Origin of the sequence: Mycobacterium triplex (genome assembly GCF_000689255.1) — a bacterium.
Taxonomy (GTDB): Bacteria; Actinomycetota; Actinomycetes; order Mycobacteriales; family Mycobacteriaceae; genus Mycobacterium; species Mycobacterium triplex.
In genome coordinates, this window is record NZ_HG964446.1 from 4,236,779 (window position 1) to 4,256,554 (window position 19,776).

Below are 19,776 nucleotides of genomic sequence, written 5' to 3' on the forward strand. Positions count from 1 at the left end.
CGCGCTCACCGGACCACGTCGACTTTGGCCGCGGCAGCGGCATGGGAGCCTGCGGCTCGCCGTCGTGACGGGCCGGCCAGCGACATCCTGCGGACGGGGCCCAGGCCCTGACACGTCAGGTTGTCGGCTGGCTGAACAGCGTCGACGCCGACGCCGAGCAGTTCGCCTACCTCCGCACGGATGTCCTCCGAGCCCGCGGGGGCACGCACCACGGAACCTCCCTTAATTAGCACAGGCTGCCCTAATTTTTTTGGTTACCCTATCCTCTCTCCCTGCGCCGTTGCCACTAAGCCCCCTCTAAGCAGCGTGATCCCGGACACAGCGCGGCCCGCGGAGGGTTTCGTGGTTGTTCCCCGTCTGCCGAGCCGCCCCACGGCCGGCGATTGGGCGAGCCTCCCCGGGCTCCATCCTTGCCGACGCGGCGGGGCGCTGACCAGACCACGCCGCTCGCTCCGTTGGCGAATGCGGCACCGAGTGTGCACCGGCGGCTTTCGGTGTGCACTGGCGGCCGGTGGCGCCCGGCGTGTCGACGCCCAGGCCGCACATTCGACGCCACCGCCGCACACTCGAGGCCGCCGCCGCACACTCGGCGACGCGTCAGCCGGGCGGCTAGTAGTTCAGCCCGGAGAACATGACCCGGCCCGGGTCGAACTTCTGCCGCACGGCGGACAACCGGGGCAGGTTCTGGCCGAAATAGCGGGCCGGCGGCTGGTTCGCCTCGATGTAGTTCACGTAGCCGCCGACCGAATACGGTTGCACCGCTTGGTGTGCCGTGCTGAGCCAGTTCGTCGCCGCCGCCGGATCGCCGGTCTCGACGTACCACTGCACCAGCGCGGCCTGGCGGCGCCACGGATAGGCGGTGGCACCCGGGGCCACGGTGGCCAGCGCGCCGTCCAGGGCGTGCATGATGGCCAGCATGCGACCGGCGCCGCGCGGAAACGCGTTGACCGCGGCGGCGATTCCCGCTGCCGCGGCCGGGGTGAGGCTCTGAAAGACATCCGACCCGCCGACATAGCCCAAAGGTTGCGGATTCAGGTTGTTGACGGCCAGATACCTGACCAAGTCCATGCGGTTGAACGTGTGGTTCTCGGTCCCGGTCGGTTGCAGGCCGACGGCGGCAACGACGGCCTTCGCCACGCTGGGACCCGATCCGGCCGGGCAGGTCGCCAGAATGCGGCAGCTCGTTCCGAATCCGTCGGTGGTGCTGTCGGCCAGCGCCCAGCTGTTGCGGTCCGCGGTGCGCAGCCAGTTGGCCCAGCCGACGAGGACCTGCGCGAACGACTGCGGCGGGAAGTTGAGGTTCACCGCATCGACGTCGTGGGTTCCGAACGTGTTGAAGGTCAGCGACGTGGTCACCCCGAAGTTGCCGCCCCCGCCGCCGCGCAGCGCCCAGAACAGGTCGGGGTTGCTGTTGGCGGACGCGGTGACCAGCTGGCCGCCGGGCAGCACCACCTGCGCCGACGTCAACTGGTCGCAGAGCAGGCCGGCATGCCGAGAATCGGCACCCATCCCGCCGCCCAGGGCGTGGCCCGCGGCGCCCACCGATGGGCAGGTACCCGTCGGCAGCCCCCGGCCGGCCGCGGCCAGGGTTTCGTGCATCGCATACAGACTTGTCGCCGGCGTCACCGTGACTTGCCCGGTGGCGGCGTCGTAGTTGACTCCCCCGGGCAGCTGGCGCAGGTCAAACACCATGGCGCCGTTGGCCGTAGACGCGCCGATGTAGGAGTGCCCACCACTGCGCGGAGCGACTTTGAGGTGATTGGCCGCGGCGAAAGCCATCGCCTTTTGCACGTCTGCCGCCGAGGTCGGAGTGACGATCGCCGCCGGCGTCAAGCCGTTGTAGTTGGTGTTGAAAACCTGTTTGGCCGCGCCGAATTGCGGGCTGTCGGGAAGCAACACCTTGCCACCGAGCGCCGACGAAAGACCGTCCCAGCCAGTGGCATTCGGCGCAGCGACAGCCGGGGTCGAGCCCAATCGCCCGGTGCCCAACACCGCACCGGCCGCCAGCGCTGTCGCGGCACCGCGCAAGAACGTCTGCCGCGAGATCTCACGCGCCATCGTCGGACTCCCGCGACTGCGTCATGCCCCGCATTGTTAAACCGCGCGATCGGCGGCAGCGCCCGACGTGCGGCGGCATGACCGAAACGAGCCTGAACCGTTACCGTCGCCTGACCAAACGGTGCCAGCGGGATTCCGCACCGCACCGGCTCCGGCCTACGCTAGTGACCGGTCGCGTCCATAACGGTTACGAAGGAGTGCGCAATGGAGCAAGGTTTATATGGACTGCTGACCGTGGTTGCCCTGGTGCTGGCTCTGGTGTTTGCCGCCTTTGCCGCCGTCTACGTCAAACGCCTGGGCGACCGACCTACCACTGCGATCAGCGACGAAATCGGAATCGCCCGAACGGTCACCACCAAGGTGCGTAAAGGCGAACCAATGTCGGCCGAAGAGCTGGACTACGCCAAGCAAATCATCGCCGTTCGCAGCTCCGTGATGGCGTTATGCATCCCCGGCGCTTTATTCATGGTGGGATGTTTCTACGTGTTCGGGAGCCTTTACCACCTGCACGGCGCGACGCCCTCCGAGCGGACATTCCTCGGGGTGTTCCCCATGCTCGCCTCCCTGAATTTCACGACTCAGATTCTCCGCAGCGCCAGGCTGAAAAGGCGTTTGCGGAAATTGTCGTGAGCAACGATATGGCCACGACTCATACCCGTTCCAACGCGCATTTTCACGCCATCGACGGCGCCAAAGGCAAAACGGCATGGTCATGGCGATTTGTGCGGCCCTCGGCGTGAGTGGGGCCCAGCCGCATTGCGGTGAGCCGCGGTGGGTGGCAACGTCCGTGGTCATCATGTTCTCGTATTGGCGCAAAGCCGCTACTCTTGACCATCAGTCCATCGCATTGAGCACATGACCGTCTACTATTTGGGCGACGTGCGGGTGGGGTTGGATGACAGCGCAAGGCCCGAACCGGAGTGCGAAAGGGTGATCGAGTGAGCCCTCGTTCGGTCGGCAGGACCGTCTTGGCACGAGTCTGGATGCCGTTGGTTGCCGTCGTCGCGCTCACCGTGGGCGGGGTGGCCATGTGGAAGGTGCACGAATTCTCCGATCCCCCACCCGTCATCACCGTCAACCCTCCGGCGGCGCCGCCGGAGTTCAGTATCAAACGCCTCACGTACGAGTTGTTCGGCTCCGTCGGGCAAGGCGGGATGCTGGTCTGGACGGACGTCAACGGACATCCGCACCGGGTCGATCTGACGACCTTGCCGTGGTCGCACACGGAGTCGACCACACTCACCGTGGTGTCCGGCAGCATCTCGGCCCAGGTTCAGGGCGGTCAGGTCGGCTGTCGGCTGCGGGTGAATGGCGTTGTCCGCGCTGAACAATCCGATACCCATCAGGACGCACACGTTTTCTGCCTGGTGAAGTCCGCATGAGCGAGCATCGGTCGGAGCCGCCGGCGAAGCGACCGTTCGTCCCCAGGATGGTCCGCGTCCTCGCGATACCGATCATCGCTTTCTGGGCCCTGCTGGCCGTGTCGACCAACACCTTCATGCCGCAGGTAGAGCGGGTTGCCGAAGAGCTTGCGGGGCCGGTTGTCCCGCACTACGCGCCGTCGCAGCGGGCGTTGTTGTCCATCGGTGCGAAGTTTCGGGAGTCCGATTCGACCAGCTTGGCCATGATCGTGCTGGAAGCAAACCGGCCGCTGGGCGACACCGATCATCAGTACTACGACGATTTGATGCGCCGGTTCAAGCAAGACCCCAAGCATGTGCAGTACGCCATGGATCTGTGGGGGAAGCCGATCACCGCGGCGGGGGCGCAGAGCCTCGACGGCAAGTGCGCATACGTGCTGTTGCGTCTCGCCGGCGATATCGGCCAAATGCAGGCCAATGAATCCGTTGCGGCCGTTCGGGATATCGTCGCGAAGGACACGCCGCCGCCCGGGCTCAAGGTTTACGTCAGCGGCGCCGCCCCGCTGGCCTCGGACACGGTGGCTATCGCGAATTCGAGCCTGAACGACATCACGATCGTGACGATCTTTCTGATCATCGCGATGTTGCTGCTGGTGTACCGCTCCATCGTGACCCTGTTTGTGCCGTTGGCCGGAGTTCTGTTCGAGATGCTGGTCGCCAAGGGGGTCATCTCAGCCCTCGGGCATCTCGGGTACATCGAGCTCTCGTCGTTCGCCGTAAACATCGTCGTCGCACTGACTTTGGGAGCAGGGACGGACTACGGCATCTTCTTGATGGGCCGCTACCACGAGGCGCGACATGACGGGGAGGGCAGGGAGCAGGCGTTCTACACCGCATATAAGAGTGTCACGCCCGTCATCCTCGGCTCGGGGCTGACGATCGCGGGGGCGTGCTACTGCTTGACTTTCGCGCGGCTGAACTACTTCCACACCATGGGCCCGGCCGTTGCGATCAGCATGCTGTTCACCATCGCGGCGGCGCTGACGCTCGGTCCGGCCTTCTTGACCGTGGGCAGCCTTTTCGGGCTCTTCGACCCGAAGAGCAAGGCCAAGGCCCATCTGTATCGGCGGATCGGGACGAGCGTGGTCCGATGGCCGGTGCCGGTTCTCGCGGCCAGTACCGCCGCCGTCATGCTCGGGGCGATCTTCGTACCGACGTACCGGCAGAACTACGACGACCGTCAGTACCAGCCGCGCAGCGCCCCCGCCAATCTTGGCTTCCAGGCGGCGGATCGGCACTTCCCGAAGAGCAAGCTGTTCTCGGAGATGCTGATGATCGAGTCGGACCACGACCTGCGAAACTCGGGTGACTTCATCTCGTTGGACCGCGCCGCCAAGGCTCTCGAACGCCTGCCCGGCGTCGCGATGGTGCAAAGCATCACCAGACCGATGGGCCGCGCTCTGGAACACGCCACCATCCCCTACTTGTTCACCACGCAAGGCAGCGGTCTCGGCCAACAGCTTCCGTTCACCCAGCGGCAAAACGCCAATACCCAAGAGCAAGCAGAGATTACGACGCACACCGTCGCGGTCTTGCGCAAGGAGATCGACTTCTTCCAGACGATGTCGGACGAGATGCACAAAACGGTCCTCACGATGGAGGACATGCAAAAGGTCACCGACGAGTTGAGGGCAAACCTTGCCAACCTCGAAGACTTCTTCCGGCCGATGCGCAGCTATTTCTATTGGGAGAAGCACTGTTTCGACATCCCCGTGTGCTACGCGTTCAGGTCGCTGTTCGAGTCGATCGACGGCCTGGACAAGCTGGCCGACGATATCAAGGACGCCGTCACCTCGCTCGAAGTCATCGACAAGACCCTGCCGCAGATCATCACGCAGCTGAAACTCACGGCCGACGACTCCGAGGCGCTGGCGTCCCTGTTGGTCAACACCTACGGACAGTCGTCTCTGCAGACCACGCAGACCAACCAGACCTTCGACGACCAGATCAATGTCGGGCTCGACTTCGACGCGTCCCGCAGCGATGACTTCTTCTACATTCCGCACGAGGGATTCGACAACGAAGACGTCAAAACCGGTATGGCGCTGCTGATGTCGCCGGACGGCCGGGCCGCGCGGATCATCGTGACCCACGAGGGGGACGCCAACGGCCCCGAAGGCGTGCAGCATGTCGAGCAGTTCCCCACGGCCATAACCGTGGCGCTCAAGGAGACCTCGCTGGCCGGCTCGAAAGTTTATATCGGCGGTTCCGGAGCGACCAACAAGGACATCAAGCAATACGCCGCGTCCGATCTGCTGATCGTGGCGATCGCCGCCTTCGTGCTGATCTTCTTGATCATGTTGTTCCTCACGCGAAGCCTGATGGCGGCCTTGGTCATTCCCCTCACGGTGGCGTTCTCTTACGCCGGCGCGTTCGGGCTTTCCATACTCGTTTGGCAGCATCTGATCGGTCTGCCGCTGCACTGGCTGATATTGCCGCTGACGTTCATCATCCTGGTGGCGGTGGGTTCGGACTACAACCTGTTGTTGATCCTGCGTGTCAAAGAGGAGTTGCACGCCGGAATCCACACCGGCCTGATCCGCGCCCTCGGCAGCACCGGCGGCGTGGTGACGTCCGCGGGATTGGTGTTCGCGTTCACGATGCTGGCGATGCTGTCCAGCGATCTGCGGACGATCGGTCAGGTGGGTTCCACCGTCTGCATCGGTCTGCTGCTCGACACGCTGATCGTGCGGTCGTTCGTGGTGCCGTGCATCTTGCGGATCCTCGGACCGTGGTTCTGGTGGCCCACGCTGGTGCGTAGCCGCCCGCTGCCGCAACGGGCGTAGTGCGTCATTGGGCGGTCCAGCCGCCATCGATCGAGTAGCTCGCGCCGGTGATGGTGGCGGCCGCATCGCCGGCCAGGAAAACCGCAAGCGCGCCAACGTCTTCCGGGCGGGTGAAGCGGGCCATCGGCTGCTTCTCCGCAACGAATTCTCGCTTGGCCTCGTCAAAGGACTTGCCCGCCGTGTCGGCGAACGCTTCGATTTGCTGCTCTATCAGCGGAGTCAGCACCCACCCCGGGCAGATCGCGTTGGAGGTGATGCCGTCCTGCGCGGTTTCGATCGCTACCACCTTGGTCAGGCCGACGACGCCGTGCTTGGCCGCGACATACGCCGCCTTCTCGGCGCTCGCCACCAGGCCGTGCGCCGAGGCGACGTTGATGATTCGGCCCCAGCCGCGGCGTTTCATCCCGGGCAGTGCGCAGCGGCAGGTGTGAAAAACCGACGACAGGTTCGTCGCGATCACCGCGTCCCACTTCTCGACCGGAAAATCCTCCAGCTTCGCCACGAATTGGATGCCGGCGTTGTTGACGAGGACATCGACCGCTCCGAAGGTCTGTTCGGCGCCGTCGATCATCTCGGCGATCTCGACCGGCTTGGTCACATCGGCGCCCGCATAGGCCGCCGTCACCCCGAAGGTCTCTTCGATATCGTGCCGCTGCTGCTCGATAGCCTCCGGTTCGCCGAAACCGTTGAGGGTCACGTTCGCGCCTTCTGCTGCGAAGGCCCGTGCGACGGCAAGGCCGATACCGGACGTGGAACCCGTTACGACGACGGACTTTCCGCGGATCATCAGCGGCTTTCCTTTCCCGGACGCTTCTGGGCCATCGGAGTTGACTATCCGGGGCTGGCCTGGCGGACACCCGTGACAACGATCATTCCGGAGTTCGAGCCTCACCGTAAGAATCGAGAATTCTGCTAACAGTCCCGCATCTGCGTTGCCGATACGTAACATACGACCGAGGCAACGTCGCTTCGACGACGTCACCGAGGGCGAGGGGCGTCGGTAAATGGGGTGGATCAGCGCGTGGTGGCGTCAACCCGACCACTACGTCTGGTTGTCGGATTACCTGGCCGCGCGTGGACTCAAGCCGTTTGTCCGCTCTTTGCTCGCCGCCATCCTGACCACCCTGGTGGCGGCGACGGTGCTCATGCTCAGCAGCCCATCGGGCCCGCACGCGCCGACGCAGCGCGTGACCGCGGTGGCGGCCATTGTCATCCTTGCCGGATTCGCACTGGTATATCTGCTGCGCTGGCCGACCCGCGTTCAATCGAAGGTCTTTTCGGCGGTCGGCGCCGTGAGCATCGCCGCGATCTGCGTCCTGCAGAACGACCCGCGCAACGGGATGCTCGGCTGCACGGCGTTCGGCGGCCTGGCGGGTTACGTCGCGTTCTTCCACTCCGCTCGCCTATTGGTTTTCACACTCGGCACCGCGTCGAGTGCCGCGGCAATCTGCGCCGCCCGGATCGCCGCGAACAGCGATGCGTTGATCGCGGCGGCGGACTGGCTGGTGCTCAGCGCCGGGATTCTGGCCGTACCGTTCTGCGGACAGGTGCTCGTGCACTGGCTGTCGGTGGACGCCTTGAAGTCCTCGACCGATCCGCTCACCGGCCTGCGCAACCGCCGGGGTTTCTACCGGACGGCGCCCAAGCTGCTCAATGGGGATGAACGTCCACTCTGCATAAGCGTTTTGATGATCGATCTCGACAACTTCAAGCTCATCAACGACACCTACGGTCACGCCACCGGAGACCGGATCCTGGTGGCCGTAGCCGACAACCTTCGCCAAATCCGGGACGGCAAGACCGTGATCGCCCGGGTCGGCGGGGAGGAATTTCTGGTGGCCGAGAGCATCGGCATGCCGGAAGCGCTCCAGACCGCCGAGGCCATGCGGACGGCCATCGCCGCTACCCCGTGGTACGTGACCGCCAGCCTGGGCGTCAGCAGCGCTCGTCTGCCGATGGTCGTCGAAAGCCCCGGCCGGCAGATCATCGAAAGCCTCGTCGAGGCCGCCGACGCCGCGATGTACGAGGCCAAACGCGCCGGCGGGAATCGGGTTCGGGCCTCGACATACCGCTACCGGCCGGAGTAACGCTGTGGCTGCCCCGCAGGCATCACACGCTGGAAGGTTAGGCGGTGACGTGTTCTGCGCAGTCGACCCGCAGGTCGAACAACGACATCGGCGTGCCGTAGAACCTGCACCGATAGCTTCGCGTGTCGGCTGCGATTGTTTCTAGCTGCGCGCAAGTGCTACACGCTCGTACGACTGGAAGTAGTTGCGCCTCATGCAGTTTCGCAATTACGATCAGCAAGCTGTCGAGCAACTGCTCCGCCTCGACTCGGTCAAGCTTGGATGTTGCGATCTCCGCCGGCGCCGTCCACCGGGACACTTCGCCGGCGGCCTTGCGGCCGGCTTGGGTCAGCGCCAGGTCGTGACGGCGTCCATCCCGTGGATCCCGCGTACGCACCACCAGACCCTTGCGGATCAACGCCGCGATCGCATCGCTGATAGTGGGATCGGCGACATTGAGTTCGCGGGCCAGCGCGGTGCTGCGCGCCACGGGTGGCGGTCCCACGAAAAGCCAGACCAACACCCGCATCTGGGTGCTCGACAGATCGTGGGCCTCCGCATTGCGGCGCGCGAGCACATGCAGCGCGTCACCAACGCGATCCAGGGCCGCGACGATCTTCGAGTCGAGGCTGCGATGCCGTGCGCCTTCGGGTTTCAGAGCGCGACCTCGTTGAGTCGGCCCGCCCCAACGTCGAGTACGTGCCGCCACGCGTCCCTGCAGGCCACCCCCGCAGTCTGCTTGCTCGGGAACGTGCTCGTGTGAACATTCGCCCGGTATCCGTCGGTAACGGTCACGCCGGCCTTCTCCTCATTCGTTTGCTGTCCATAGGGGTTCGCACCGGATCGTAACTCTGGCGTGCCGAACGCAAGAGGATGCGAATCTCCGTGAGCAGAACCCTTAGGAGTCCTTGGAATATGTCTCATGATAGACGCCAATCGCGTCATCCACGCGGCTCAATAGGGCTGAGATGGCAGCCAATGACGGACTAAGGACGATTTATGCCCAAGCTCGCACGCAGTGACTGGTACGACCTCGCTCGCGACACCAACTGGACCTTTCGTTACGCCACCGAGGACGAGGTGTTTCCTGAAGAGCTGTCCGGGACGCACCGCGTCTCCGCGGAAGGCTGGCTCAAATGGGACGAGCCGTACAAGATCGGTTACCGGGAGTACGTCCACAACCAGGTCACCAAGGACACCACGACGTACTCGTTGAAGAACGCGATCGGGCGCTCGAAGTTGTTCGATCAACTTGACCCCGGCTGGAAATCGGTGATCGTCGCGCACTACGGGGCGATCACCATGCCCGAGTACCTGGCGTCCATCGGTGAGGCGCGGATGGGCCGGTTCGGCCGCTCCGCCGCTTGGCGCAACACCGCCACCTTCGGCACTCTCGACGAGGTCCGCCACGGTCAGATCCAGGCGTTCTTCCCGTTCGGTCTGCTAGACAAGGAGCCGCGGGGGGACTGGGCGCTCAAGGCGTTTCACACCAACAACTGGATCGTGCTGGCGGTGCGTCATGTGTTCGATGACATGTTCGTGGCCAACGACGCCCTGTCGATCGCGTTGCAGTTGACGTTCACGCTGGAGACCGGCTTCACCAATCTGCAATTCCTCGGCATGGCCGCCGACGCCATCGACGTGGGTGACTTGGAGTTCGGCGCGCTGATCAGCTCGATCCAGACGGACGAGGCGCGGCATGCCCAGCAGGGCGAGCCGACGATCAAGGTGCTCAGCGACAACGGCGAGGCCGAATGGGGCCAGTTCCTCATCGACCACATGTTCTGGCGGTCATGGCGCGTCTTCGCCCTGCTGACCGGCCTATCGATGGACTACTACACGCCGCTGGAAAGCCGGCGAATGAGCTTCAAGGAGTTCATCGAGGACTGGGTGGTCAAACAATTCGCCGATCAATTCCGCGACTACGGCCTCGAGTTTCCTTGGTACTGGGACGAATTCATCAATGAGTTGACGTGGTATCACCACGCCATCCATCTCGGGGTGTGGTACTACCGGCCGACAGTGTGGTGGAACCCTGACGCCGGGGTGTCCGCGGCCGAGCGGCTGTGGCTCGAAGAGAAGTATCCCGGTTGGAACCGGGACTTCGGCAAGCACTGGGACGTCATCACCGAGAACATTCGCAACGGCGACGTCGCGGCCACGCTGCCCGAGACGCTACCGATCACCTGCAATCTGTGCCAGTTGCCGGTGGTTCGCGCCGCGGGCGTAATCGTCGGCGCGCACACCGATCCCGCGCCGCCGACATATGTGCACAACGGGCGCAAGTATCTGTTCTGCTCGGAGCCGTGCCGGTGGATCTTCGCCCAGCGCCCGGACCGGTTTGCCGGCCACCAGTCGCTGATCGACCGGGTGCTCTCCGGAGAAATCAGCCCCCCGGATCTGGGGGCCGTGCTGCAGTACTTCGGGCTCTCAGCCGAGGAGCAGGGCCAGGATGCCGACGGTTATGCGTGGGCACTGAACGGATCGACCAACGGAGCGAAGGGCTAGGGGCCATGGCGCTGCTTCCATTGACGGCCTTGTTCGAGGGCGATGTGCTCGAACTGCTGATCCCCGTGGACGACGCAGACACCGTCGAGGCCGTGGGTGCGGCAATCGCCCACCACGTCGTGGGGCACCGTGTCGCCAGGCGCGATGCACCGATCCGGTTGCGCCACAACGGGAATGTGCTGGATCCGCAGGCGCGTATCGCCGCGACCGGTGTGGGTCCGCTGGACCACGTCGAGGCCTTCTATGACTAGCATCCAGAACTGGACCCCCATCGCCACCCTCGACGAGCTGTGGGAAGGCGAAGTCGGCGAGTTCTATGTGGGCGATCGGCCGATCTTGCTGGCGCACTTGCGCGGTGGGGAGATCCGCGCGTACGACGGCCGGTGTCCGCACGCGAGTTACCCGCTTGCCGACGGCCATGTCGAGGATGACGTCCTGACATGCGGCGCGCACAGCTGGGAATTCGACCTGGCCACCGGCGCCGGGGTGAATCCCACCAACTGCCGCCTACACAGCCATCCGGTGCGCCGTGATGGCGATCAAATTGTCGTATCGCTCACCGAAGAACGGAGCCAGCAATGACCGCAGCTGCCGAGCAGGCCAAGCTCGTCGGTCCCGTCGTGCGGGGCTTCGACCCCGAGATCGTCTCGGCGGTCACCGAGGCCATCTATGCCGACAACCCCGCCGCCGCCGTCGTCGTCGACGATCATGCCGGCTATGTGCGCATTCACGCGCCGCATTTCCTGCGCGTAACCCGTGCCAGCCTGGAAGCCGCTGCCGGACAACCATTCCCGCTGGCGACGCTGGAGCCGGCATTGGTCGGGTTTGCCGGCCGCATTCGCTACGTCGGCGACGACGAACTGCACTGGTACTTGGACCGAGAGGACTGACTCATGACCACCGCAGCACCCCGGCGGCTCAAGACATGGAGCATCACCGGCGATACCCGGCGTAGGCCTACCGAGTACGAGGCCGTCACCGGCCGATTCCACTACCACTTCAACCGCAAGCCCGCCCCGTTCGATCTCGACCCAGACAGCGCGATCAACCGGTGGTATCTCAAACATCGCGAAGGCTCGCCGCTGCAAGCCGACGACTGGGAGGGCTTTCGCGATCCGGCCGCCCTGAACTACCGCCGCTATATCGCGCTGCAACACGACCGCGAGGTTTACGCCGAGGGCGTCGTCGACCACTACGAGGCGCTCGACCACGACGCGCGACTCGATCCCACCTGGGTCGAGACACTGAACCGCATCTACGTACCGACCCGCTACGCGTTTCATGTCCTACAGATCACCAGCCTCTACGTCGGGCAGCTGGCCCCCAGCGCTTACATCACCAACGCGGCGTTCTTCCAGGCAGCCGACGAGCTGCGGGCGCTGCAGTGGATCGCCTACCGGGCCAAGTCGTTGTCGCTGACGCACGGCACACAGTTGGCCAACACCGAAGCGACGAGGCGGATTTGGGAGTCCGACGAGGCGTGGCAGCCGGCCCGGGAGACCCTCGAACGGCTACTCCTGGCCTACGACTGGGGCGAGGCCTTCACGGCGCTGAACCTGGTGGTCAAGCCGGCGCTCGACGCGCTGTTCAAGGAGGCGTTCGTCGACCTGGCCACCGCCAACCGGGACGGCCTGACCGCCGCCCTACTGCAGGAGTCCCGGGTCGACACCACCCGCAGTCAGGTGTGGAGCGCTGCGCTGACCCGTTACGCTCTGGCCGCCAACCCGGCCAACCGCGCGGTCATCGACGACTGGGTAGCGAAGTGGCGTCCGCTGGCCGACCGCGGTGTCGATGGCCTGGCCGCGACATTTCCCGACCCTGCAGCGTCCCGACGCCGGGTCGCCGATTCGGTCGCCGCATTTGACACGCAATGGGCCGGGGTGACATAGGCCGGCCCAGCCGCCCCCCCGAAGCTGCCATTGACGAATGTCACCATTTGCGGTTGACTCCGTGGCATGGCGGACATCGTTCCGGCCCGCGGGTCATTGCGGTCCCGCGGCGCAGCGGCGGTAAGCACGTACACCTTGCGGCCGTTCAGCCGGTTGGTGCCGCCCGAGCGGGCGTGGGGAATTTGGCTGTCGCGCCGGATGATCGCGCGGGTCATGGCCACGTTCGGCCCCTCGCTGGCGGGCACCCGCGTACAACAGGTCGACACGAGGTTGCCCGACGGCCGCCGGGTCAAGGGCGAATGGGTGTACGGGCCCCGCACGCCGACGAGCGCGGCGCCGCGTTCCTCGACCAACGGGGGTGCGATCTATTACGTGCACGGCAGCGGCTACGCGGTGTGTTCGCCAAAGACCCATCGGCGGTTGACATCCTGGCTGTCGTCGCTGACCGGGTTGCCGGTGTTCAGCATCGACTACCGGCTGGCGCCGCGCTACCGCTTCCCCACCGCCGCCGACGATGTCCGGGCGGGGTGGGACTGGCTGGTGCAAACGTGCGGCGTGCCGGCGAAAGAGATTGTGGTAGCCGGTGATTCAGCGGGCGGCCATTTGACGGTCGACATGCTGCTGCAGCCCGAGGTCGCCGCGCAATCCCCGGCCGCGCTGGTGCTGTTCTCGCCGCTGATCGACATGACGTTCGCGCTGTCGCTGGCCCGCGAAAAGATTCGCCCCGATCCCGCCATCCGGGTGGCCGACGCGGCCCGCCTGGTCGCGCTCTATCACCCGGGCATCGAACTCACCCACCCCCGGCTGACGCTCGACGTCGCCGGCGGCGCGATGCTGCCCCCGACCCTGATTCAAGCCGGCGGGGCCGAAATGCTGCAGGACGATGCGCGGCAGCTGGCTGCCGACATCAAGGCGGCGGGCGGCCGCTGCGAGCTGCAGATCTGGCCGCACCAAGTCCACGTGTTCCAAGCACTTCCGCGGATGACACCCGAAGCCGCCAAGGCCATGGCCTACGTCGCGCGCTTCATCGCCCACGCATTGCAGGATGCTCGTGCCGTCAAAGACGAGGCGGGCTGACGATGCTCGGACCGCTGGACAAACTGCTCGGCACGTCGAAGTGCACCAGCCGCGACGCGTTGGCCGTGGTGACCGGGGCCGGCAGCGGCATCGGCGCCGCGTTCGCCATCGAGCTCGGCCGCCGTCAGGGCACGATACTGTGCAGCGACATCGACGAGGCCGCCGCACAAAGGACCGCAGCTGCGATCGCCGAACTGGGCGCCGACGCGATGGCGATGCGCTGCGACGTCTCGCGCATCGACGACGTTCGCGCGCTGGCCGACCAAGCACAGTCCTTCTTCGGAGCCGCGCCCACCCTGGTCATCAACAACGCCGGTGTCGGTGCCGGCGGCGCGGGGATCGGCGATGTGCCCCTGGATGATTGGGTGTGGACGCTGGGCGTCAACTTGTGGGGCCCGATTCACGGCTGCCACGTGTTCACCCCGATCCTGCGTGCGGCCGGCCCGTCACCTGCCCCACGCGGCATCATCAACGTCGCCTCGGCCGCCGCGTTCGGCGCGGCTCCCGGGATGGCCGCCTACAACGTCAGCAAGGCCGGTGTACTTTCGCTTTCCGAAACGCTGGCCGCCGAACTGTCCGGCACCGGCATCCGGGTCACCGTGCTGTGCCCGACGTTCGTCAAGACCAACATCGTCGAATCGGGCCGCATCAGCCAGGCATCAGGAGAGCTCGCCGCGAAACTGATGCGCTGGACCGGAATCTCGACGCAGAAAGTGGCACGGATCTGCCTGGATACCCATGACCGCGGCGAGCTCTACTGCCTGCCACAACTCGACGCCAAAATCGGCTGGAACATCAAACGTGTTGCCCCCCAAACCTATACCCGTGCAGTCGGCCTGGTGTCGCGGGCGAACACGCACCGATAAGCCCAAAGGGGGGAAGGGGACCAAAAATGGCCATCGACATGGAAGCCATGCTCGCCAAGATCAAGGATCGCCAGTGGGCGCTCGCCGATATCGATTGGGACGCACCGGGTGCCGACACCATCAAGCCCGACTTCCGGCCCAAGCTCAAGGCGTTCATGGCCGACCTGTGCTGGATCGAGAACATCGGGGCCCGCGGATTTGCCGCGCTCGCCAAGAAGGCTCCGAACCCGACCATCGCGGAAATCTACCGCTATTTCCATGCCGAGGAGCAACGGCACGCCAACGCCGAATTGGCACTGATGAAACGCTGGGACATGCTCGACGACGGCGAGATCCCGAAGCCCAATGTCAACATCCGGTTGGCCATCGAATGGCTGGACACGTTCGCCGACGACATGCCCCTGTCGGTGTTGGGCACCGTGATCCCGATGCTGGAGGTCGCGCTCGACGGCGCGCTGCTGAAGTTCCTGCTGGAGTCCGTCGAGGACCCCGTCTGCCATCAGGTCTTCGAGAAGATCAACAACGACGAATCTCGGCACATCGCAGTCGATTTCGAGGTGCTGGAGATGATCGGCCACGCCACCGCGCGGCGCCTGGCCATCGACTTCGTCGGCCGCTTCGCCTCCCCGGGGCTGATCCTCGGGATGGTCATGTACGTCCCACTGCTCAATCGGATCCGCAACGAGATGGCCGGGATGGGCATGGACGCCGAACGGTTGTTCAACGCGGTCAACCGTTTCAAGCAACTCGGCGACCGCGGCGAACGCACCCGCCGGGTGCCCACCTACAAGCTGCTCAAGCGGCACGGCATGTGGGTGGTCAACCCACGCCACCCCTATCAGCTGCTGGCCAATTCCATGGTGTGGCTGTCGGATTTCTACCCCAAGCCGCTGCTGCGACCGGCTCCGAGCTGGTCGAAAGAACTCACCCACGACCCGGCGGCGTGACCATGGCAAACGACCACGTCTACGCAACACTGATCATCGGAGCCGGGTTCACCGGGCTCGGTACGGCAATTCGGTTGGCCGAGGCCGGGGTCACCGACATCGTCATATTGGAGCGCGCCGAGAAGGTGGGCGGCACCTGGCGCGACACCACCTATCCCGGGGCCAGCTGCGACGTCCCGTCGCTGCTGTACTCGTACTCGTTCGTGCAGAACCCGACGTGGTCGCGAACGTACTCCCCCGCCGCGGAAATCTGCCGCCACCTCGAAGACATGGCGACGAAATTCGACATCCGGCGCCACATCCGGTTCAAGCACGAGGTCAACGACCTGACTTTCGACGAGGACGCCGGCGTGTGGACGGCCAAGACCAAAAACCGCAAGCGTTTTCGCGCCCGCACCGTCGTGTTGGCCTCCGGCCCGCTGTCGGATGCCAGCTTCCCGGACATCCGCGGCCTGGACACCTATCAGGGACACAAGATCCACAGCGCCCGCTGGGATCACGACTACGACTTCGCGGGCAAGCGCGTCGCCGTCATCGGCACCGGAGCCAGCGCCATCCAGATCGTCCCCGAACTGGTCAAGCAGGCCGGGTTCGTCAAGGTGTTCCAGCGCACCCCCGGCTGGGTGTTGCCGCGCCTGGATGTGGCGACCCCACCGGCGGTACAGGCCCTGTTCGCCAAAGTTCCTGCGGTCCAACAACTTGCCCGCCAAGCTCTGTTCTGGGGCCACGAAGCCAGCGCGACGGCGCTGGTGTGGAACACCCCGCTCACCTCGGTGGTGGCCCGGCTCGGCCAGGCCCATCTGCGCGCCACGGTCAAAGACCCGTGGCTGCGCCGGCAGCTGACCCCGGATTTCGCCCCCGGCTGCAAACGGATGCTGGTCTCCAGCGACTACTACCCGGCCCTGCAACGCGACAATTGCAAATTGATCTCCTGGCCGATCGCGACGCTGAGCCCGGTCGGCATCCGCACCAGCGACGGCATCGAGCACCATCTGGACTGCATCGTGTTCGCCACCGGCTACGACGTTCACCTCACCGGCCCGCCGTTCGCCGTCACCGGTCTCGGCGGCCGGTCGCTGGCCGGCGAATGGGCCGACGGCGCACAGGCTTACAAGAGCATCAACGCGCACGGCTACCCGAACCTGTTCTTCATGACCGGCCCCAACTCTGGGCCGGGGCACAACTCGCTGCTGGTCTACATCGAAGGCCAGCTCGACTATGCGGTGCGCGGCATCCGCACCATCCTGGACGACGACCTGCGCTATCTCGATGTTCGCCAAGACGTCCAACTGCGCCACAACTCCGACATCCAGCGCCGGCTCACCAAGACGACCTGGATGTCGGGTTGCCGCAGTTGGTATCTCACCAAGGACGGATTCAACGCCTCGATGTATCCGGGTTTCGCAACCCAGTATCTTCGCCAGATGAGCGATTTCCGCCACGCGGACTACCGGGCGGTGGCGCGCCGGGCCACGGCGCGCGTCACCTCGACCGCCTGAGGCCGAGATGCCACCGAACCGGCCGGAGCCAGGCACCATCGCCAGCGTGCTGTACAACGTGCGGCGGGCGCCCAAACGCGTTCGCCGCCAATCGCGGGACTTCATCGAGACCGCGGTGTCTCAGCTGTTCGACGCGGCCGCGCGCCATCCGCACGGCGGCGCGTCCGGGGAGTACCGGATCGACGATTTGGCCCGGCTGGCCGGCACCAGCACCCGCAACATCCGGGTCTATCGCGATCGCGGCTTGTTGCCTCCCCCGCTGCGCGTGGGCCGTATCGCCTTGTTCAACGACACCCATCTGACGCGACTGCGACTGATCACCTCGATGCTCGACCGCGGCTACAACATCGCCCACGTGCGGGAAATGCTCAGCGCGTGGGAGGAAGGCAGAAGCCTCGGCGACGTGCTGGGTCTGGAGACGGCCATCGTCGGTACCTGGACCACCGAGAAGCCGGAGACCATGGCGCTCGTCGACGCCCAGGCGCTCGTCGACGATCCGGCCGCATTCGAGCGGCTGGTCAGCCTGCAGGTGATCCGGGTGGACGGTGAGATTGCCACCGTGACCCGGCCCAAGCTGATCGAAGCGTTCAACGAGATCCGCGGCTACGGCGTCAAATTGGAGAAGCTCGTCGACCTGCACGAGCAGATCGTGCCCGAGATCGACAAGATCAGCGACCTGCTGGTGCGCGCCGGCGCCGAACACGTCATCGACAGGATCAAGCCGGGCCAGGCACTGCCGGCGGATGCCGAGATCGCCGAGCTGATCACGATGCTGGTTCGGTTCCGCACCCAGGCCGTGGCCACCGTCACCGCCACGCTCGCGTCGTCGATCGAGTCCAACATCGAATCGTTGGCCAGCCGCATTCTCGCCGACTACCTCGAACACTCACCGGAAGCCGGAACCGAAGCGCCGCCCCACGAGTTGTCGGCACGGCGGCGGAAAGCCACCTGAGACGCTACCGGCGCGCAATCAGATACGGCGCCAGCGTGGACAGCTTCTCGCAGGTCTCCTCGAACTCGCGCTCGGCTTGCGACTCTTCGATGATTCCGGCGCCCGCCCGAAGCCACGTCTTGCCGCCGGATTCGTAGGCCGCCCGCAGCGTCAGCGCGGCATCCAGCGTCCCGTCGGCCGAGACCATCACCACCGCACCGGAATACAGCCCGCGCGGTGCTTCGTCGAGTCGCATGATCGCCTCGACACCGGCACCTTTCGGGATGCCCGACGCCGTGACCGCCGGGAAGAGCGCCTCCAAAGCGTCCATCCGGTCATTGGACGCATCCAAACGCCCGCTGACCGTGGAACCCAGGTGCTGCACACTCCCCCGTTCCCGCACGGTCATGAAATCGGTCACCACCACCGTTCCGGGTTCGGCGATCTCGTTCATCTCCTGCAGCGAGCTGCGCACCGAAATCGCATGCTCGACAATCTCTTTGGAATTCGATTCCAGGTCGTCGCGGGCCTGACGGTCGTTGGCCGGACCACGGCCGAGAGCGCGGGTGCCGGCCAACGGCTCGGTGATCACCTCGCCGTCTCGACGAACGGCGGTGACCAGCTCGGGGCTGTAGCCCAGCGCACGAATGCCGCCGAGCTGCAGCAGAAACGACCGCACCGGCGTGTTGTGCCGCCGGCCCAGCCGATAGGTAGCCGGAAAGTCAAGCGCGAAAGGCACTTCCACGGACCGGGAAAGAATCACCTTGCTGTAGTGCCCGGCCGCGATCTCGCTTACCGCCGTGGCCACCCGGTCGCGGTATTGCGAGCCGTCGGCGGCGATATCGATCCCGTGAGTTTCGCGCAGGTCGCGCACACCGTCGCGGAGCACGTCGAGCACCACTTGACGATGTTCGTCCGAGGAAAGAGAAATACCGTCCTGGCTCACCACGATGCGTGAACTCGGCCAGAACAGTCGGGCCAGCGGGGTGCCCGGCGCCAGCCGCTGCTGCAGCCCGTATTTGTAGACGCCGAATTCGAATGCGATCCAGCCGAATAGCTGATCGGTTTCGGCCAGCAGCGAGTCGATCGCCCCGCCGAGGACGGACCCCGGCCGCCCGGACCACCCTTGGCGCTGAGTCACGCCGTCGCGGATTACCCGCAATTCATCGCTGTCCAGCTCGATCATCGCGTGCACACCGCTGGCCAGCACCCATTGGCCGGTGTGCTCGTAGAGCAAATACTCTTCCCCGCTTCGGTCGTGCAGTACCGCCGCCAACTCCGCGGCGAGATCGGCCGGGTCGACGCGGGCCGGGATGGGAATTAGTGGGAACGCCATACCGATCGGATTCGTCTCGACGCTAGCTTCAGTCACGATTGGTAAGGCTAACCTAACGTAGGTATCTCATAAAGTCGTGGTCTCGCAAGCCGCTCCCCTCGGACAGTTCTCGCCAGGAATTAATCCGGCATCACCCGTTGCCAGAATCCCGCCGGTACGCTCCGCGGCTGCTGCCACCAGACCGTTTCGGCAGGCAGAGGCTTTAAATCCGGCGCGTGACGATGGGCGCAGTGGCGCGTCCGGCGGCATCGTGGGGCTTGAACGTTTGCCCCTCGTTCACCTGCTTAGCGCATAGGGAAGGGCTACCATGTCTGTGTTCCCCGTACCATTGCCGGCTCCGGTGCCGCTGCATGGGGGGCTCGCCAGCCAGCGGCGCGGAGAAGGGGGTAGTT

19 protein-coding genes are annotated in these 19,776 nt (G+C 65.3%); 14 read left to right on the forward strand and 5 right to left on the reverse strand.

All coding sequences use genetic code 11. From position 1 onward, the window contains the following. Window positions 1-5 precede the first annotated feature (5 nt). Window positions 6-212 carry a hypothetical protein gene (locus BN973_RS31145; protein WP_139830243.1) on the reverse strand — a complete coding sequence of 69 codons (207 nt, stop codon included), beginning with the start codon at window positions 210-212 and terminating at the stop codon, window positions 6-8. 397 nt (window positions 213-609) lie between these two features. Next, window positions 610-2,058, reverse strand: coding sequence for an FAD-dependent oxidoreductase (locus BN973_RS19645; protein WP_036470275.1), 1,449 nt, complete (start codon window positions 2,056-2,058; stop codon window positions 610-612). A 204-nt stretch (window positions 2,059-2,262) separates the two neighbouring features. On the opposite strand from BN973_RS19645, the gene BN973_RS19650 reads away from it, so the two are divergent. From BN973_RS19650 to BN973_RS19660, 3 genes are all read left to right on the forward strand, one after another. Continuing rightward, a complete protein-coding gene (locus BN973_RS19650) occupies window positions 2,263-2,688 on the forward strand; it encodes a hypothetical protein (protein WP_036470276.1) in 426 nt (141 codons plus the stop codon). 353 nt (window positions 2,689-3,041) lie between these two features. After that, entirely contained in the window at window positions 3,042-3,440 is a 399-nt protein-coding gene (locus BN973_RS19655; RefSeq protein WP_036470278.1) for an MmpS family transport accessory protein, read from the forward strand. Continuing rightward, a complete protein-coding gene (locus BN973_RS19660; RefSeq protein ID WP_036470281.1) occupies window positions 3,437-6,265 on the forward strand; it encodes an MMPL/RND family transporter in 2,829 nt (942 codons plus the stop codon). Before BN973_RS19655 ends, BN973_RS19660 begins: the two co-directional genes overlap by 4 nt. A 4-nt stretch (window positions 6,266-6,269) precedes the next feature. Here BN973_RS19660 and BN973_RS19665 read toward each other — a convergent pair whose 3' ends face one another. After that, window positions 6,270-7,214: a 3-hydroxybutyrate dehydrogenase gene (locus tag BN973_RS19665; protein ID WP_269147648.1), complete on the reverse strand. Its 945-nt coding sequence runs from the start codon at window positions 7,212-7,214 to the stop codon at window positions 6,270-6,272. Between the two features lie 55 nt (window positions 7,215-7,269). On the opposite strand from BN973_RS19665, the gene BN973_RS19670 reads away from it, so the two are divergent. Continuing rightward, window positions 7,270-8,352 carry a GGDEF domain-containing protein gene (locus BN973_RS19670; RefSeq protein WP_036470284.1) on the forward strand — a complete coding sequence of 361 codons (1,083 nt, stop codon included), beginning with the start codon at window positions 7,270-7,272 and terminating at the stop codon, window positions 8,350-8,352. Window positions 8,353-8,389: 37 nt separating this feature from the next. Here BN973_RS19670 and BN973_RS19675 read toward each other — a convergent pair whose 3' ends face one another. Next, window positions 8,390-9,040, reverse strand: a complete 651-nt coding sequence (locus BN973_RS19675) for a MarR family winged helix-turn-helix transcriptional regulator (RefSeq protein ID WP_232232116.1) — start codon at window positions 9,038-9,040, stop codon at window positions 8,390-8,392. Between the two features lie 290 nt (window positions 9,041-9,330). Here BN973_RS19675 and BN973_RS19685 point away from each other — a divergent pair, with 290 nt between their 5' ends. The 10 genes from BN973_RS19685 to BN973_RS19730 all read left to right on the forward strand — a co-directional run bounded on the left by BN973_RS19685 (window position 9,331) and on the right by BN973_RS19730 (window position 18,069). Next, window positions 9,331-10,839 (forward strand): YHS domain-containing protein, encoded by a 1,509-nt coding sequence (locus BN973_RS19685; RefSeq protein ID WP_036470287.1) that lies wholly within the window; start codon window positions 9,331-9,333, stop codon window positions 10,837-10,839. Between the two features lie 5 nt (window positions 10,840-10,844). After that, entirely contained in the window at window positions 10,845-11,090 is a 246-nt protein-coding gene (locus BN973_RS19690) for a toluene-4-monooxygenase system B family protein (RefSeq protein ID WP_036470290.1), read from the forward strand. Beyond that, window positions 11,083-11,421 carry a Rieske 2Fe-2S domain-containing protein gene (locus BN973_RS19695; protein ID WP_036470291.1) on the forward strand — a complete coding sequence of 113 codons (339 nt, stop codon included), beginning with the start codon at window positions 11,083-11,085 and terminating at the stop codon, window positions 11,419-11,421. The genes BN973_RS19690 and BN973_RS19695 overlap by 8 nt, the downstream gene beginning before the upstream one ends. Continuing rightward, window positions 11,418-11,729 carry an MmoB/DmpM family protein gene (locus BN973_RS19700; protein WP_036470293.1) on the forward strand — a complete coding sequence of 104 codons (312 nt, stop codon included), beginning with the start codon at window positions 11,418-11,420 and terminating at the stop codon, window positions 11,727-11,729. Before BN973_RS19695 ends, BN973_RS19700 begins: the two co-directional genes overlap by 4 nt. Window positions 11,730-11,732: 3 nt before the next feature. Next, a complete protein-coding gene (locus tag BN973_RS19705; RefSeq protein WP_036470294.1) occupies window positions 11,733-12,728 on the forward strand; it encodes an aromatic/alkene monooxygenase hydroxylase subunit beta in 996 nt (331 codons plus the stop codon). 66 nt (window positions 12,729-12,794) lie between these two features. Further along, complete coding sequence (locus tag BN973_RS19710) at window positions 12,795-13,805, forward strand: alpha/beta hydrolase (protein WP_084163463.1); 1,011 nt, start codon at window positions 12,795-12,797, stop codon at window positions 13,803-13,805. Between the two features lie 2 nt (window positions 13,806-13,807). Beyond that, window positions 13,808-14,671 carry an SDR family NAD(P)-dependent oxidoreductase gene (locus BN973_RS19715; RefSeq protein WP_036470296.1) on the forward strand — a complete coding sequence of 288 codons (864 nt, stop codon included), beginning with the start codon at window positions 13,808-13,810 and terminating at the stop codon, window positions 14,669-14,671. A gap of 26 nt (window positions 14,672-14,697) precedes the next feature. Then, window positions 14,698-15,618 carry a ferritin family protein gene (locus tag BN973_RS19720; protein ID WP_036470297.1) on the forward strand — a complete coding sequence of 307 codons (921 nt, stop codon included), beginning with the start codon at window positions 14,698-14,700 and terminating at the stop codon, window positions 15,616-15,618. Next, window positions 15,615-17,117 (forward strand): flavin-containing monooxygenase, encoded by a 1,503-nt coding sequence (locus BN973_RS19725; protein WP_036470300.1) that lies wholly within the window; start codon window positions 15,615-15,617, stop codon window positions 17,115-17,117. The genes BN973_RS19720 and BN973_RS19725 overlap by 4 nt, the downstream gene beginning before the upstream one ends. A 7-nt stretch (window positions 17,118-17,124) precedes the next feature. Further along, window positions 17,125-18,069 (forward strand): MerR family transcriptional regulator, encoded by a 945-nt coding sequence (locus BN973_RS19730; RefSeq protein WP_036470301.1) that lies wholly within the window; start codon window positions 17,125-17,127, stop codon window positions 18,067-18,069. 4 nt (window positions 18,070-18,073) lie between these two features. Here the strand turns inward: BN973_RS19730 and BN973_RS19735 are convergent, their stop codons facing one another. Beyond that, window positions 18,074-19,420 carry a salicylate synthase gene (locus tag BN973_RS19735; protein WP_036470303.1) on the reverse strand — a complete coding sequence of 449 codons (1,347 nt, stop codon included), beginning with the start codon at window positions 19,418-19,420 and terminating at the stop codon, window positions 18,074-18,076. Window positions 19,421-19,776 lie beyond the last annotated feature (356 nt).